1 protein-coding gene is annotated in these 18,198 nt (G+C 71.1%); it reads left to right on the forward strand.

Going from position 1 to position 18,198, the window contains the following annotated elements; genetic code table 11:
* Positions 1 to 4 precede the first annotated feature (4 nt).
* Positions 5 to 18,106: a type I polyketide synthase gene (locus tag HNR22_RS00930; RefSeq protein WP_179778566.1), complete on the forward strand. Its 18,102-nt coding sequence runs from the start codon at positions 5 to 7 to the stop codon at positions 18,104 to 18,106.
* Positions 18,107 to 18,198: the final 92 nt, after the last annotated feature.

Here is an 18,198-nt window from a genome sequence, read left to right on the forward strand (position 1 = left end):
TCTGATGGCCGACGAAGCCAAGCTCCTGGACTACCTCAAGCGCGCCACCAGCGACCTGCGCGACACCCGTCAGCGGTTGCGCGAGATGGAGGAGCGCGATCGCGAGCCGATCGCGATCATCGGCATGGCCTGCCGCTACCCCGGCGGTGTGGAGACGCCCGAGGACCTGTGGCGCCTGGTCGCCGACGAGCGGGACGGCATCACCGAGTTCCCCGTCGACCGCGGCTGGGACCTGGAGTCCCTCTACCACCCGGACCCCGACCACACCGGGACGTCGTACACCCACGAGGGTGGCTTCCTGCACGGGGCCGGCCAGTTCGACCCGGCCTTCTTCGGCATCTCACCGCGCGAGGCCATCGCCATGGACCCGCAGCAGCGCCTGCTGCTGGAGACGTCCTGGGAAACCTTCGAGCGGGCCGGCATCGACCCGACCGGGTTGCGCGGCAGCCGTACCGGGGTGTTCGCCGGCGTCATGTACCACGACTACGCGGTCAACCTGAACAGCATCCCGGACGACGTCGCCGGCTACCTCGGCACCGGCAACTCCGGCAGCGTCGCCTCCGGTCGGGTCGCGTACACCCTGGGGTTGGAGGGGCCGGCGGTCACCGTCGACACCGCCTGCTCGTCGTCGCTGGTCGCCCTGCACCTGGCGGTCCAGTCGCTGCGTCAGGGAGAATGCTCGCTCGCCCTGGCCGGCGGCGTCGCCGTGATGGCCACCCCGGTCGTGTTCGTCGACTTCAGCAAGCAGCGCGGCCTCTCCACCAACGGCCGGTGCAAGTCGTTCGCCGCCGCCGCGGACGGCACCGGCTGGGCCGAGGGCGCCGGCATGCTCCTCCTGGAACGGCTCTCCGACGCGGTCCGCAACGGCCACCGCGTCCTCGGCGTCGTCCGGGGCACCGCGGTCAACCAGGACGGCGCCAGCAGCGCCCTGACCGCCCCGAACGGCCCGGCCCAGCAGCGCGTCATCCGTAGCGCCCTGGCCAACGCCCGGGTCCCCGCCGAGCACGTCGACCTCGTCGAGGCGCACGGCACCGGCACCACCCTGGGTGACCCGATCGAGGCGCAGGCCCTGATCGCCACCTACGGCCAGGACCGATCCGCCGACGAGCCGCTGTGGCTGGGGTCGATCAAGTCGAACATCGGGCACACCCAGGCCGCCGCCGGTGTCGCCGGCATCATCAAGATGCTGATGGCGATGCGGCACCGGACCATGCCGCGAACGCTGCACGTGGACGAGCCGACGCCACAGGTGGACTGGTCGGCGGGCGCTGTGGAACTGCTCACCACGGCCCGGCCGTGGCCCGGCACCGAGGACCGGCCGCGCCGGGCGGGTGTGTCGTCGTTCGGGGTCTCCGGCACCAACGCGCACGTCATCATCGAGGAACCGCCGGCCGCCGACGTCCCGCAGCGGGACGCAGTCGTCCTGCCGGCACGGGTGCCGTGGGTGCTGTCGGCTCGGTCGCCGGAGGGTTTGCGGGGTCAGGCGTCGCGGTTGGCGGCGGTGACGGGTGTGGATCCGGTGGATGTCGGGTTCTCGTTGGTGTCGTCGCGGTCGTTGCACGCGCATCGGGCGGTGGTGTTCGGGTCGGAGGAGCTGGCGGCGCTGGCTGCTGGTGAGTCGGGTCCGGTCGTCGGGTCGGTGGTGCGGGGCAAGACGGCGTTCGTGTTCTCCGGTCAGGGGTCGCAGCGGCCGGGTATGGGGCTGGGGTTGGCGTCGTCGTTCCCGGTGTTCGCTGAGGCGTTCGACGCGGCCTGCGCGGAGCTGGATCGTCATCTCGACCGCCCGTTGCGCGAGGTGATCGCCGAGGGAACCGACCTGGATCAGACCGTCTACACGCAGGCGGCGTTGTTCGCGGTCGAGGTCGCGCTGTTCCGCCTCGTTGAGTCGTTCGGCGTGACGCCGGACTTCCTGGTGGGGCACTCGATTGGTGAGATCGCCGCCGCGCACGTTTCCGGGGTGCTGTCCCTGTCGGATGCGGCGAAGTTGGTCGCCGCCCGTGGTCGGTTGATGCAGGCCCTGCCGTCGGGTGGCGTCATGGTCGCGGTGCGGGCCACCGAGGCGAAGGTGCTGCCGTTGTTGACCGACGGGGTGTCGGTCGCGGCGGTGAACGGTCCGCGTTCGGTGGTGCTGTCCGGTGTGGCCGACGAGGTGACCGCGGTCGCCGCGAGGTTTGAGAAGTCGAAGCGGTTGCGGGTCAGTCACGCGTTCCACTCGGTGTTGATGGAGCCGATGCTGGCCGAGTTCGCTCAGGTCGCGGGTTCGTTGACCTACGCGTCGCCGCGGATTCCGGTGGTGTCGAACGTGACCGGGCAGGTCGCGGAGGCGCAGGACGCCGACTACTGGATGCGGCACGTGCGGGAGGCGGTGCGCTTCGCCGACGGCATCTCCACCCTGGAGGGTCTGGGTGTCAGCACGTTCGTGGAGATCGGCCCGGACGGCGTGCTCTCGGCGATGGGCGCGGACTGCGTTTCCGACGCGGTGTTCGTACCGGTGCAACGCTCTGACCGCGACCAACCGACCACCCTGCTCACCGCCCTGGCCCAGGTCTTCGTGCGCGGCGTCGCGGTGGACTGGACCTCGTACCTGGCCGGCGGACAACTGATCGACCTGCCCACCTACGCCTTCCAGCGGCAGCAGTACTGGCTCACCTCGCCGCCCGCCGAGCGGACGGAAACGGCCGGCGATCCGGCCGACGGGCACTTCTGGTCGGCGATCGAGCGCCAGGACACCGCCTTCCTCGCGGAAACCCTGGGCCTCGGCTCGGACGAGGACCGCGAAACCCTGGAAGCGCTGCTGCCGGCGTTCTCCGCGTGGCGGCGGCGACGGCACACCCACGCGGTGCTCGACACGCTGCGCTACCGGATCGGCTGGGAGCCGCTGACCGGCTCGCCCCGCACGCCGGCGACCGGTCGCTGGCTCGTGCTGACCAGCGCCGACGTCGACGTCGACGCGACGCTGCTGACCGCGCTCGGCGACACCACAGTGCTCACCGTGACACCGGAGCGCGGCACTCTCGCCGAGCGACTGCGCGCCGCCGGGCCCGCCGACGGCATCCTGTCCCTGCTCGCCCTGGACCCCGCGCTCGACCCGGCGGCGACCCTCCTGACCGCCGCGCAGGCCTGCGCCGACGCGGGCCTGGAAGCGCCACTCTGGGCCGCCACCCGGGGCGCCGTCTCCACCGGCCGCGCCGACCACCTCGACGCGCCCCGCCAGGCCCTGGCCTGGGGTCTCGGCCGTGTCCTCGGCCTGGAACGCCCCCACCTCTGGGGCGGCCTCATCGACCTGCCCGAGAAGCTCGACCAGCGCGCCGCCGAACGGGTAGCCGCCGCGCTGCTCGGCAGCGGCGAGGACGAGATCGCGGTACGCGGTTCCGGCACCTACGTACGCCGCCTGCTTCGCGACCCGCGCCCCGCCGCCGCGCCCCGCGACGCGTGGCTGCCGCGCGGCACCGTCCTGATCACCGGCGGAACCGGCGGTCTCGGTGCCCGAATGGCGAGCTGGGTCGCGGTCCGCGGCGCCGAACACGTGGTCCTGGTCAGCCGCCGGGGCATCCACGCCCCCGACGCTGATCTGGTGGCTGCCGAGGTCCGCCGCCACGGCGCCCGGGTGACAGTCACCGCCTGCGACGTCGCCGACCCCGCAGAGGTGAACCGGCTGGTCGAGCGACTGCGGGCGGACGGCGAGCGGATCGGCACCGTGGTGCACGCCGCCGGCGTCGACCACCACACCGACCTTGCCACCGCCACCGACGCCGACCTCGACGCGGTCCTGGCCGCCAAGGTCGCCGGTGCGATCAACCTGGACGCCGCGCTCGGCGACGAACCCAGCACCTTCGTCCTGTTCTCCTCCATCTCCGGTGTCTGGGGCAGCGGAGGGCAGGCCGCGTACTCGGCGGGCAACGCCTTCCTCGACGCGTTCGTCGAGTGGCGCCGCGCCCGTGGCCGCGCGGCCACCTCGATCGCCTGGGGCGTCTGGGCCGGCGGGGGCATGGCCGAAGACCCGGAGATCACCGAGCAGCTGCGCCGGCGTGGCCTGCTCACCCTCGACCCGGAACTCGCCCTCTCCGGCCTCCAGTCGGTCCTCGACCACGACGAGACCTGCGTGACCATCGCCGACGTCGACTGGAACCGCTTCCTCCCGATGTACGCGTCGGCCCGCGTCCGTCCCCTGGTCAGCACGCTGCCCGACCACCTTCGCCTCCAGGCCGCCACCGCGGAGCCGGCCGCGCCGGCCGCCGGTCGGTACGCCGCGATGAGCGCGGAGGAGCGGGCCCGCGAGCTGCTCGACCTGGTGGTCACCAGCGCCGCCGCCGTCCTCGGGCACACCGGCGCCGGCCTGATCGACGCCGACCAACCGTTCAAGGAACTCGGCTTCGACTCCCTGACTGCGGTGGAGTTGCGTAATCGGTTGAATGTGGTGACGGGTTTGCAGTTGCCGTCGAGTGTTGTTTTTGATTATCCGTCGGCGGGTGTGTTGGCGGGGTTTTTGGGGTCGTTGTTGGGTGGGGATCAGGGTTCTGGCCCGGAGGTTGTCGCTTCGTCGGTGGTGGTGGATGAGCCGGTGGCGATTGTGGGTATGGCGTGTCGTTTTCCGGGTGGTGTGGGTTCGCCGGATGAGTTGTGGGATTTTGTGGTTTCGGGTGGGGATGGGGTGGTGGAGTTTCCGTCGGATCGGGGTTGGGATCTGTCGGGGTTGGCCGGTGATGGGGAGTCGTTCGGGACGTCGTATGTGTCGTCGGGTGGGTTTTTGGAGGGTGTGGCGGGGTTCGACGCGTCGTTTTTCGGGGTGTCGCCGCGTGAGGCGTTGGCGATGGATCCGCAGCAGCGTTTGTTGTTGGAGGTGTCGTGGGAGGCGTTGGAGTCGGCGGGTGTGGATCCGTTGGGTTTGCGGGGTTCTCCGGTTGGTGTGTTCACGGGGACTAATGGTCAGGATTATTCGACGTTGTTGTTGGCGGTGCCGCGGGAGGCTGATGGTTTCCTGGGGACGGGTAATGCGGCGAGTGTGTTGTCGGGTCGGGTTTCGTATGTGTTAGGTGTGGAGGGTCCGGCGGTCACTGTTGATACGGCGTGTTCGTCGTCGTTGGTGGCGTTGCATTTGGCGGTGCAGGCGTTGCGGTCGGGTGAGTGTGGTTTGGCTCTGGCCGGTGGTGTGACGGTGATGTCGACGCCGGGGACGTTCATTGAGTTTTCGCGGCAGCGGGGGTTGTCCGGTGATGGGCGGTGTAAGGCGTTCGCGGCGGCGGCGGATGGCACGGCGTGGGGTGAGGGTGTTGGCGTTCTGGTGGTGGAGCGCTTGTCGGACGCGGTGCGCAACGGGCATCCGGTGTTGGCGGTGGTGCGGGGGAGTGCGGTCAATCAGGACGGTGCCTCGAATGGTTTGACCGCACCGAACGGTCCGTCGCAGCAGCGGGTGATTCGTACGGCGTTGGGCAGCGCGGGGTTGGGTGCTACTGATGTTGATGTGGTGGAGGCGCATGGCACGGGCACCCGGTTGGGTGACCCGATCGAGGCGCAGGCGTTGTTGGCCACCTATGGGCAGGACCGTGCTGGTGGTGAGCCGTTGTGGTTGGGGTCGGTCAAGTCGAACATCGGCCACACCCAGGCCGCCGCGGGTGTCGCGGGTGTCATCAAGATGGTCCAGGCCCTCAAGCACAATGTGTTGCCCGCGACGTTGCATGTGGACGAGCCGACTCCGCAGGTCGACTGGTCGACCGGTGCGGTGCGGTTGCTCACCGAAACCCGCCCCTGGCACCCACAGACCAACCGACCACGCCGGGCGGGTGTGTCCTCCTTCGGGTTCTCCGGCACCAACGCCCACCTGATTCTGGAGGAACCACCCACCACCGAACCCACCGACCGCCCGGCTACTCAAGCGGGCCCGGTCCCGTGGCTGATCTCCGCGCGCAGCGACGACGCCCTGCGCGCCCAGGCCGCCCGACTCGCCAACCACCTCGACCAACGACCCGGAACCGACCCGGCAGACGTCGGTCGTTCGCTGGCCGCTCGCGCCACCCTCGCGCACCGGGCTGTCGTCCTGGCTGAGGATCGGCAGGCAGCGTTGACTGCCCTCGCCGCCGGAGCTGCGGCTCCCGGTCTGGTCACCGGCACCGCGCAGGGCGGGCGCACCGCCTTCGTCTTCTCCGGTCAGGGTTCGCAGCGGCCCGGCATGGGCCTGGAGCTGGCCGAGACCTTCCCGGTGTACGGGGACGCGTTCGACGCGGTCTGCGCCGAGCTGGACCGTCACCTCGACCGGCCGATCCGCGACGTGATCGCGAACGACGCGAAGGCCCTGGACGAGACCGTCTTCACGCAGGCGACGTTGTTCGCGGTCGAGGTGGCGTTGTTCCGCCTCGTTGAGTCGTTCGGTGTCACACCGCACTACCTGGTCGGGCACTCGATCGGGGAGATCGCCGCCGCACACGTTTCCGGGGTGCTGTCCCTCGCTGACGCGGCGAAGCTGGTCGCGGCCCGAGGCCGCTTGATGCAGGCACTGCCGTCGGGTGGGGTCATGGTCGCGGTGCGGGCTACCGAGGCGGAGGTGTTGCCGCTGCTGACCGACGGGGTGTCGGTCGCGGCGGTGAACGGCCCACGTTCGGTGGTGCTGTCGGGTGCCGCCGACGAGGTGGCCGCGGTGGCGAAGAAGTACAAGTCGAAGCGGCTGCGGGTCAGTCACGCGTTCCACTCGGTGTTGATGGAGCCGATGCTGGCCGAGTTCGCTCAGGTCGCGGAGACGTTGACCTACGCGTCGCCGCGGATTCCGCTGGTGTCGAACCTGACCGGGCAGGTCGCGGAGGCGCAGGACGCCGGCTACTGGGTGCGGCACGTGCGGGAGGCGGTGCGGTTCGCCGACGGCATCGCCACCCTGGAGAACCTGGGTGTCGCCACATTCGTCGAGATCGGCCCCGACGGGGTTCTGGCCGCGATGGGCGCGGACTGTGTGACGGACGCGGTGTTCGTACCCGTGCAACGCTCTGACCGGGACCAACCGACCACCCTGTTTACCGCCCTGGCCCAGGTCTTCGTGCGCGGCGTCGCGGTGGACTGGACGCCGTGCCTGACCGGTGGACGCCTCATCGACCTGCCCACCTACGCGTTCCAGCACGAGCGTTACTGGCCGAGCGTTCCCGAGCCGGTGGCCGTCACCGACGCGGGCGAGCCGGCCGACGCCGACTTCTGGGCCGCCGTCGAGGACGGTGACCTGGCCCGGCTCGGCATCACCGTGGACAGCGCCGGTGACCTGCTCCCGGCCCTGGTCGAGTGGCGCCGCAAGCGCCAGGACGCCGAAGTCGTCGACGGCTGGCGCTACCGGGCCACCTGGCGGCCGGTCACCGGAGAGGCCGCCGACACCCTCGACGGCCGCTGGCTGATCGCCGGCGTCGATCGGGCCGACGAGAACCTTGTCGGTTCCCTCGCGCGGACCCTGACCGAAGCCGGAGCCGAGGTGCTCCACGCGCACGACTCGACCGAGCTGGGCGACCTGTCCGCACCGATCGCCGGCATCGTCGCCTTGCCCGACACCGGAGCCGAACTGCTCGCCCTGGTGCAGCAGCTGACTGGCGCGAGTATGACCGCCCCGCTGTGGGTGGTGACCACCGGCGGTGCACCAGTGGGCCGCGCCGACGCCGTCACCCCGGAAGCGTCCGCGGTCTGGGGTGTGGGTCGCGTGGTGGGTCTGGAGGTGCCGCATCTGTGGGGTGGTCTTGTCGATGTCCCGGCGGGCTGGGATGCGCGGGTGGGTGCCCGGTTGGTGCGGGTGTTGGCTGGTGGCTTTGGTGCCGAGGATCAGGTGGCGGTGCGGCCCTCCGGTGTGTACGTGCGGCGGTTGGTCCGTTCGGCGGTGGTGGCTGGTGAGCAGCCGGCCTGGCAGCCCTCCGGCACGGTATTGGTGACCGGCGGAACGGGCTCGCTGGGTGGTCGGGTCGGCGTGTGGGCGGCCGAGCGTGGTGCCGAGCATGTGGTGCTGGTGTCGCGGCGCGGTTCGCAGGCCGCAGGGGCGGCGGACATCGCGGCCGCGGTCGAGGCGGCAGGTGCGCGGGTGACCGTCGCCGCCTGCGACATGGCCGACCGGGACGCGGTCAGCGCGTTGCTGCAGAGCCTGGACGCACCCGTACGAGCCGTCGTGCACGCCGCAGGTGTCGAGCGGACGGCGGTGCTGACTGACCTCACGCCTGAGATCTGGGACGAGGTCGTGTCCGGCAAGACCGCAGGTGCGGTGCACCTGGACGAGTTGCTGCCCGATGACCTGGACGCGTTCGTGGTGTTCTCGTCGATCTCTGGGATCTGGGGTAGTGGTGGTCAGGGTGCGTACGCGGCGGCGAATGCGTTTTTGGATGGGTTGATCGCGGCGCGTCGGGCTCGTGGTGTGGTGGGTACGGCGTTGTCGTGGGGTCCGTGGGCTGGTGGGGGGATGGTCGCGGCGGCCGGTGATGACGGGCAGTTGCGTCGTCGGGGGTTGCCGCCGATGTCGGCGGAGTTGGCGATGGCCGCGTTCGCGCAGGTGGTGGGGTCGGGGGAGCGGGCGGTCACGGTCGCTGACGTGGACTGGGAGCGGTTTGGTGCGTCGTTCACCTCGGCCAGGCCGCGTCCGTTGCTGGACGAGGTCTACACCCCGGTCGAGGATGTGGTCGCGCAGAGCACTGTCCTCGACGGCCTGAGCGCCACCGAACGCGCGAAGCGACTCCTGGACGTGGTCCGTACCGAAGCGGCCGCGGTCCTCGGGTTGGGTGGCGTCGCCGACATCGGCACCGACCGACCCTTCCGCGAACTCGGCTTCGACTCCCTCACCGCGGTGGAACTCCGCAACCGGTTGGCCGCCACGACCGGTCTGCAATTGCCGTCGAGCGTTGTTTTTGATTATCCGTCGGCGGGTGTGTTGGCGGGGTTTTTGGGGTCGTTGTTGGGTGGGGATCAGGGTTCTGGCCCGGAGGTTGTCGCTTCGTCGTCGGTGGTGGTGGATGAGCCGGTGGCGATTGTGGGTATGGCGTGTCGTTTTCCGGGTGGTGTGGGTTCGCCGGATGAGTTGTGGGATTTTGTGGTTTCGGGTGGGGATGGGGTGGTGGAGTTTCCGTCGGATCGGGGTTGGGATCTGTCGGGGTTGGCCGGTGATGGGGAGTCGTTCGGGACGTCGTATGTGTCGTCGGGTGGGTTTTTGGAGGGTGTGGCGGGGTTCGACGCGTCGTTTTTCGGGGTGTCGCCGCGTGAGGCGTTGGCGATGGATCCGCAGCAGCGTTTGTTGTTGGAGGTGTCGTGGGAGGCGTTGGAGTCGGCGGGTGTGGATCCGTTGGGTTTGCGGGGTTCGCCGGTTGGTGTGTTCACGGGGACTAATGGTCAGGATTATTCGACGTTGTTGTTGGCGGTGCCGCGGGAGGCTGATGGTTTCCTGGGGACGGGTAATGCGGCGAGTGTGTTGTCGGGTCGGGTTTCGTATGTGTTAGGTGTGGAGGGTCCGGCGGTCACTGTTGATACGGCGTGTTCGTCGTCGTTGGTGGCGTTGCATTTGGCGGTGCAGGCGTTGCGGTCGGGTGAGTGTGGTTTGGCTCTGGCCGGTGGTGTGACGGTGATGTCGACGCCGGGGACGTTCATTGAGTTTTCGCGGCAGCGGGGGTTGTCCGGTGATGGGCGGTGTAAGGCGTTCGCGGCGGCGGCGGATGGCACGGCGTGGGGGGAGGGTGTTGGCGTTCTGGTGGTGGAGCGCTTGTCGGACGCGGTGCGCAACGGGCATCCGGTGTTGGCGGTGGTGCGGGGGAGTGCGGTCAATCAGGATGGCGCCTCGAATGGTTTGACCGCACCGAACGGTCCGTCGCAGCAGCGGGTGATCCGAGCCGCGCTCGCGGCCGCTGATCTCTCGACCTCCGATGTGGATGTGGTGGAGGCGCACGGCACCGGAACCCGGCTCGGCGACCCGATCGAGGCGCAGGCGCTGCTCGCCACCTACGGCCAGGACCGCCTCGCCGACCAGCCACTGTGGCTCGGGTCGGTCAAGTCGAACATCGGCCACACCCAGGCCGCCGCAGGCGTCGCCGGGGTGATCAAGATGGTCCAGGCGCTCAAGCACGGGGTGCTGCCCGCGACGATGCACGTGGACGAGCCCACCCCCCAGGTCGACTGGTCCGCCGGTGATGTGCGGCTGCTGACCGAGACCCGCCCGTGGCAACCGCAGGCCGGCCGAACCCGCCGCGCCGGGGTGTCGTCGTTCGGATTCTCCGGCACCAACGCCCACCTGATTCTGGAGGAACCACCCACCAGCGAAGCAGTTGACTCTCCGACCGCCGCGCCGAACGCGGTGGTGCCGTGGCTGATCTCCGCGCGCAGTGACGACGCCCTGCGCGCCCAGGCCACCCGACTCACCAACCACCTCGACCAACGACCCGAAACCGAGCCCGTCGACGTCGGTCACACCCTCGCCACGCATCGCGCCGCCCTGCCGTACCGGGCTGTGTCGCTCGGCGCCGACCACCGTGACGCCCTCGACGCGCTCGCGGCCGGCACCTCGACGGCCGGTCTGGTCGTGGGCGAGGTCTCCGACGGCAAGCTCGCGTTCGTCTTCTCCGGCCAGGGATCCCAGCGCTCGGGCATGGGCCTGGAACTGGCCGAGACGTACCCGGTCTTCGCCGACGCGTTCGACGCGGCCTGCGCCGAACTCGACATCCACCTGGACCGCCCGCTGCGCGACGTGATCACCGAGGGCGTCGAGCTCGACCAGACCCTCTACACCCAGACGGCGCTGTTCGCCTATGAGGTCGCCCTCTACCGCTTGGTCGAGTCGTTCGGGGTCACCCCCGATTACCTGGTCGGGCACTCGATCGGGGAGATCGCCGCCGCCCACGTCGCCGGCGTGCTGTCCCTCACCGACGCGACGACGTTGGTCGCGGCCCGAGGTCGGCTGATGCAGGCCCTGCCGGCCGGCGGCGTCATGGTGGCCGTACGGGCCACCGAGGCCGAGGTGCTGCCGCTGCTGACCGAGGGCGTGGACATCGCGGCGATCAACGGACCCCGCTCGATAGTGCTGTCCGGTGCCGTTGACGCGGTGGCGACCGTCGCCGCCCACTTCGAGAAGTCCAAGCGACTGCGGGTCAGCCACGCCTTCCACTCCTCGCTGATGGAGCCCATGCTGGGCGCCTTCGCCCAGGTGGCCGGCGGACTGACCTACCACCCGCCGCGCATCCCGGTCGTCTCCAACATCACCGGACAGGTCGCGACGGCGCAGGACGCCGACTACTGGGTGCGGCACGTCCGCGAGGCGGTGCGCTTCGCCGACGGCATCGCGGCGCTGGAGGCCGACGGCGTCACCACCTTCCTCGAAATCGGCCCGGACGGCGTACTCGCCGCCATGGGAGCGGACTGCGTTACCGGGGCCGCGCTCGTCCCCCTTCAGCGCGCGACCCCCGACCAGGTGCTGACCTTCCTCACCGGCCTGGCCCGAGCCTTCGTCCGCGGCGTCCCGGTGGACTGGGCGCAGTGCTACCCCGGCGGTCGCCTCATCGACCTGCCCACCTACGCCTTCCGGCACCGCGACTACTGGCCGAGCACTACCCTGGCCGACGTCTTCTCCGGCGTCGACGGTGGGGCGTCCGGTGCCGGCGACGACGACTTCTGGGCCGCCGTCCAGGACGGCGACCTGGACCGGCTCGGCATCACCGTGGACAGCGCCGGCGACCTGCTCCCGGCCCTGGTCGAGTGGCACCGCAAGCGCCAGGACGGCTACCTCCTCGACGACCGGCGCTACCGCGTCGAGTGGCGCTCGGCGACCGGGGACGCGGCGGCCGCCCTGACCGGCTCCTGGCTGGTCATCGGCCCCACCGGCACCGGCGAGGGCATCACCACCACTCTGGCGGGCGCCGGAGCGGACGTCATCAGCGTCGAACTGGCCCCGACCGCCGACCGGGCCGTCGTCGCTGCCGTCCTCAACGACCTGCCGGAGGACGTGACCGGCGTCGTCTCGCTCTTCGCCCTGGAGACCGGGCTCACCGACCCAGCTGAACTCACCCTCGCCCTGGTGCAGGAGCTGGTGCGGGCTGGCGTTGTCGCTCCGCTGTGGGTGGTGACGGCCGGCGGTGTGTCGGTGGGACGTGCGGATGTGGTCAGTCCGGAGGCCTCGGCGGTGTGGGGTGTCGGTCGGGTGGTCGGCCTGGAGTTGCCGCACCTGTGGGGTGGTCTTGTCGATGTCCCGGCGGGCTGGGATGCGCGGGTGGGTGCCCGGTTGGTGCGGGTGTTGGCTGGTGGCTTTGGTGCCGAGGATCAGGTGGCGGTGCGGCCCTCCGGTGTGTACGTGCGGCGGTTGGTCCGTTCGGCGGTGGTGGCTGGTGAGCAGCCGGCCTGGCAGCCCTCCGGCACGGTATTGGTGACCGGCGGAACGGGCTCGCTGGGTGGTCGGGTCGGCGTGTGGGCGGCCGAGCGTGGTGCCGAGCATGTGGTGCTGGTGTCGCGGCGCGGTTCGCAGGCCGCAGGGGCGGCGGACATCGCGGCCGCGGTCGAGGCGGCAGGTGCGCGGGTGACCGTCGCCGCCTGCGACATGGCCGACCGGGACGCGGTCAGCGCGTTGCTGCAGAGCCTGGACGCACCCGTACGAGCCGTCGTGCACGCCGCAGGTGTCGAGCGGACGGCGGTGCTGACTGACCTCACGCCTGAGATCTGGGACGAGGTCGTGTCCGGCAAGACCGCAGGTGCGGTGCACCTGGACGAGTTGCTGCCCGATGACCTGGACGCGTTCGTGGTGTTCTCGTCGATCTCTGGGATCTGGGGTAGTGGTGGTCAGGGTGCGTACGCGGCGGCGAATGCGTTTTTGGATGGGTTGATCGCGGCGCGTCGGGCTCGTGGTGTGGTGGGTACGGCGTTGTCGTGGGGTCCGTGGGCTGGTGGGGGGATGGTCGCGGCGGCCGGTGATGACGGGCAGTTGCGTCGTCGGGGGTTGCCGCCGATGTCGGCGGAGTTGGCGATGGCCGCGTTCGCGCAGGTGGTGGGGTCGGGGGAGCGGGCGGTCACGGTCGCTGACGTGGACTGGGAGCGGTTTGGTGCGTCGTTCACCTCGGCCAGGCCGCGTCCGTTGCTGGACGAGGTCTACACCCCGGTCGAGGATGTGGTCGCGCAGAGCACTGTCCTCGACGGCCTGAGCGCCACCGAACGCGCGAAGCGACTCCTGGACGTGGTCCGTACCGAAGCGGCCGCGGTCCTCGGGTTGGGTGGCGTCGCCGACATCGGCACCGACCGACCCTTCCGCGAACTCGGCTTCGACTCCCTCACCGCGGTGGAACTCCGCAACCGGTTGGTCACCACGACCGGCCTGCACCTGCCGTCCAGCGTCGTCTTCGACTACCCGAACGCCGCCACGCTCGCCGGCCACCTGGCCGCCCTGCTCGGCGCCGACGACAGTGCCACCCCGGAGACGCGGGTGACGGCCGCCGCCAACGAACCGATCGCCATCGTCGGCATGGCCTGCCGCTACCCCGGTGGGGTCGGCTCGCCGGAGGACCTGTGGCGACTGGTCGACACCGGCACCGACGCCGTTTCGAGTCTGCCCGTCGACCGAGGCTGGGACCTGGACGCCCTCTACGACGCCGACCCCGACGCCCGCGGCACCTCGTACGCCGCAGCCGGCGGCTTCCTCGACGGCGTGGCCGACTTCGACGCCCGGTTCTTCGGCATCTCACCCCGCGAGGCGCTCGCCATGGACCCGCAGCAGCGCCTGCTGCTGGAGACGTCCTGGGAGGCGGTGGAGCGGGCCGGCATCGACCCGGCCGCACTGCGCGGCACCCACACCGGCGTCTTCACCGGCACCAACAGCCACGACTACCCGACCCTGCTGATGGCGGCACCGGACGCCGTGGAGGGCTACCTGGCCACCGGCAATGCCGCCAGCGTCATCTCCGGCCGGGTGTCCTACGCGCTGGGTCTGGAAGGGCCGTCCGTCTCCGTGGACACCGCCTGCTCGTCGTCACTTGTCGCGTTGCACCTGGCCGCCCAGGCACTGCGGTCCGGCGAGTGCGACCTCGCCCTCGCCGGCGGCGCGATCGTGATGGCCACCCCGGGCACGTTCACCGAGTTCTCCCGCCAGCGTGGTCTCGCCGCCGACGGCCGGTGCAAGTCGTTCGCCGCCGCCGCCGACGGCACCGGCTGGGCCGAGGGCGTGGGTGTCCTGCTGGTGGAACGCCTCTCCGACGCCCGACGCAACGGCCACCAGGTCCTCGCCCTGGTCCGCGGCAGCGCGATCAACCAGGACGGTGCCTCCAACGGCCTCACCGCCCCGAACGGCCCCGCGCAACAACGGGTGATCCGGGCGGCTCTCGCCGCCGCCGACCTCACGACCGCCGACGTCGACGCGGTCGAGGCACACGGCACCGGCACCGTGCTCGGCGATCCGATCGAGGCACAGGCGCTGCTCGCCACGTACGGCCAGGACCGCCCGAAGGACCAACCGCTCTGGCTCGGCTCGATCAAGTCGAACATCGGCCACTCGCAGGCCGCCGCGGGCGTCGCCGGGATCATCAAGATGGTCGAGGCGATGCGACACGAGACCCTCCCGCGAACCCTGCACGTCGACGAGCCGACCCCGCACGTGGACTGGTCCGCCGGCTCGGTGGAACTCCTCACCGAAGCGCGACCGTGGCCGGCCGGCGACCACCCGCGCCGCGCCGCCATCTCCTCGTTCGGCATGTCCGGCACCAACGCGCACGTGATCATCGAGGAGCCACCGGCCGCCGACGCCAGTCCGCCGGCCCGGCACCGGCCGCAGGCGGGCATCGTGCCGTGGACGCTCTCCGCACGCAGCCCCGGCGCGCTGCGCGACCAGGCCGCGCGCCTGCTGACCTGGATGACCGGCGGGAAACAGCCGGACGCGATCGACGTCGGGCACTCGCTGGCCACCACCCGCGCGGCGCTGACCGAACGCCTGGTGGTTCTCGGCCCCCAGCACGGCGACGCCCTGGCGGCGGCAGCGGCCGGTAAGCCGGCCGCCGGCCTGGTGACCGGCGAGACCTCCGACGGCAAGCTGGCCTTCGTCTTCTCCGGTCAGGGTTCGCAGCGGCCCGGCATGGGCCTGGACCTGGCCGAGGCCTTCCCGGTGTACGCGGACGCGTTCGACGCGGCCTGCGCGGAGCTGGACCTCCACCTCGACCGGCCGATCCGCGACGTGATCGCGGATGACGCGGAGGCCCTGGATCAGACGGTCCACACGCAGGCGGCGTTGTTCGGGGTCGAGGTGGCGTTGTTCCGCCTCGTTGAGTCGTTCGGTGTCACTCCCGATTACCTGGTCGGGCACTCGATCGGTGAGATCGCCGCCGCACACGTCGCCGGGGTGTTGTCCCTTGCCGACGCGGCGAAGCTGGTCGCGGCCCGGGGTCGGTTGATGCAGGCTCTGCCGGTCGGTGGGGTGATGGTGGCGGTGCGGGCCACTGAGGCGGAGGTGCTGCCGCTGCTGACCGACGGGGTGTCGGTCGCGGCGATCAACGGTCCGCGTTCGGTGGTGCTGTCGGGTGCCGCTGACGAGGTCGCCGCGGTGGCGGCTCACTTTGAAAAGTCGAAGCGTCTGCGGGTGAGTCACGCGTTCCACTCGGTGTTGATGGAGCCGATGCTGGCCGAGTTCGCTCAGGTCGCGGCAACGTTGACCTACGCGCAGCCTCGGATTCCGGTGGTGTCGAATGTGACCGGGCAGGTCGCGGAGGCGCAGGACGCCGGTTACTGGGTGCGGCACGTGCGGGAGGCGGTGCGGTTCGCCGACGGCATCGCCACCCTGGAGAACCTGGGTGTCGCCACGTTCGTGGAGATCGGCCCGGACGGCGTCCTGTCGGCCATGGGCGCGGACTGTGTGACCGACGCGGTGTTCGTACCCGTGCAGCGCTCTGACCGCGACCAACCGACCGCCCTGCTCACCGCCCTGGCCCACGTCTTCGTGCGCGGCGTCGCGGTGGACTGGGCCCAGTGCTACCCCGGCGCGCGGCGCGTCGACCTGCCCACCTACGCCTTCCAGCACGAGCGCTACTGGCCGGACACCGTGCGGCCCACCGCCCGCGGCGAGCACCCCACCGACGCCCGCTTCTGGGACGCCGTCGAACGCTCCGACCTCGACCTGATCGCCGGTGACCTCGACAGCGCCGCCCGCGAGGCGCTCGACGCCGCCCTGCCGGTCCTCTCCACCTGGCGGCAGCGCAGCAGGCAGCACGACACCGTCCGCAACTGGCGCTACCGGGTCACCTGGAAGCCGTTCACCTCCGGCGCGACACCCAGCCTCACCGGCACCTGGCTCCTGGTGTCACCCACCGACGACACCCGATGGGTGCGCACCGCCCTGGAGGAGCACGGCGCGCACGTCATCACCACGACCGTCGACGACACCCTCACCGACCGGGGCGTGCTCACCGACCAGCTCTGGCAGATCGTCTCGGAGACCCCCGACCTGGCCGGTGTCGTCTCCCTCCAGGCCCTGTGCGACAGCGGCACCGACCCCGCACTGTCGACGTTGCGCCTGCTGCAGGCACTCGGCGACAGCGGCGGTGCGGGCGCCCCACTCTGGTGCCTGACCCGAGGTGCGGTCACCGTCGACCGCACCGACCCGCTGCGCCGGCCGTCCCAGGCGACCGTCTGGGGCTTCGGCCGGGCCGTCGCCCTCGACCACGCACGACGTTGGGGAGGGCTCGTCGACCTGCCCGAGCAGATCGACGAGCGTACCGCTGGCGACCTGGTCGCGGTCCTCGCCGCCGGCGGCGAGGACCAGGTGGCCATCCGCCGCACCGGTACGCACGGACGCCGCCTCGTGCGGGTCACCTCCGACGCCGACGGCACCTCCTGGCAGCCGACCGGCACCGTCCTGATCACCGGCGGCACCGGCGGCCTCGGCGCGCACGTCGCCCGCTGGGCCGCCCGGTCCGGCGCGGAACACCTGGTCCTGACCAGCCGGCGCGGAACGGCGGCGCCCGGCGCCGCGGAACTCTCCGCCGAACTCCAGAGCCTCGGCGCCCGGGTGACCATCGCAGCTGTCGACGTCACCGACCGGTCCGCGGTCGCCGACCTGCTCCTCGACGTGCACGCCGATCCCGCCCCGCTGCGGGCCGTCGTGCACGCGGCCGGCGTCGACCACCCCACCCCGTTGGACGACTGCACCGCCGAGGAGTTCGCGGCGGTCACCCGGGTGAAGGTGGACGGCGCGACCCACCTCGACGAACTGCTCGCCGGCCACGACCTCGACGCGTTCGTGCTGTTCTCCTCGATCGCCGGGATCTGGGGCAGCGGCGGTCAGAGCGGCTACGCGGCGGCCAACTCCTACCTGGACGCTCTCGCCGAGCACCGGCGCGTGACCGGGCTCCCGGCCACCGCGGTCTCCTGGGGGCCCTGGTCCGGGGCGGGCATGGCCGACGACCCCGCGGTCGAGGACCGCCTGCGCCGACGCGGTCTGCTGCCACTCGATCCGGAGGCGGCGATCGCGGCCCTGGCCCGGGCGGTCGGCGGCACCGACGCCACCACCACTGTCGCCGACGTCGACTGGGCGAAGTTCACCCCGGCGTACACCATGGCCCGGCACAGCAGCCTGCTCGCCGACCTGCCGGAGGCCCGCGACGCCCTGGCCGACGCGGACGGCGACGGCCCGCAGGCGGGCACCGACACGGTGACGGCCTTGCGCGACCACCTCACGGCCCTGGGCGAGCAGGACCGGGAGAAGCACCTGCTGGAACTGGTACGCACGGCGGCGGCGACAGTGCTCGGCCACGCCTCGGCGGACAGCATCCCGCCGACCCGGGCGTTCCGGGAACTCGGCTTCGACTCGCTCGCCGCCGTCGAGGTCCGCAACCACCTGAGCCGGGAAACCGGCCTCAAACTGCCCGCCACGCTGGTCTTCGACCGGCCCACCGCGACCGTGCTCGCGCGGTACCTCAAGAACGAGCTCCTGCCCGACACCGCGACGATCCTGCCCACCGCGGCCGAACTCGACCGGCTCGAACTGGCGCTGACCAGCCGCGACGGCGACGACAGCGGCCGAGCCCGCATCGTCCTGCGCCTGCAGAGCCTGCTGGCGAAGCTGAACACCGGCGGGGCCGAGACCGACGGCGTCCCGGACGCCCTCGCCGACGCCTCCGACGACGAGTTGTTTGACCTGGTCGACAACGACCTCGGTCTGTAACGCCGGACATCCTGCCCCGCCGGCCCGATCAAGGAGCGTTCTGATGGCGGACGAACTACGCCTGCGCGAATCCCTCAAAAAGGTGATCAACG

The sequence above is a fragment of the Micromonospora jinlongensis genome (assembly GCF_013410645.1).
In the GTDB taxonomy this organism is placed as follows: domain Bacteria; phylum Actinomycetota; class Actinomycetes; order Mycobacteriales; family Micromonosporaceae; genus Micromonospora; species Micromonospora zamorensis.

Coding starts and splice junctions, on each gene's coding strand:
- HNR22_RS00930 (WP_179778566.1), top strand. CDS start 5: ATGGCCGACGAAGCCAAGCTCCTGGACTACCTCAAGCGCGCCACCAGC.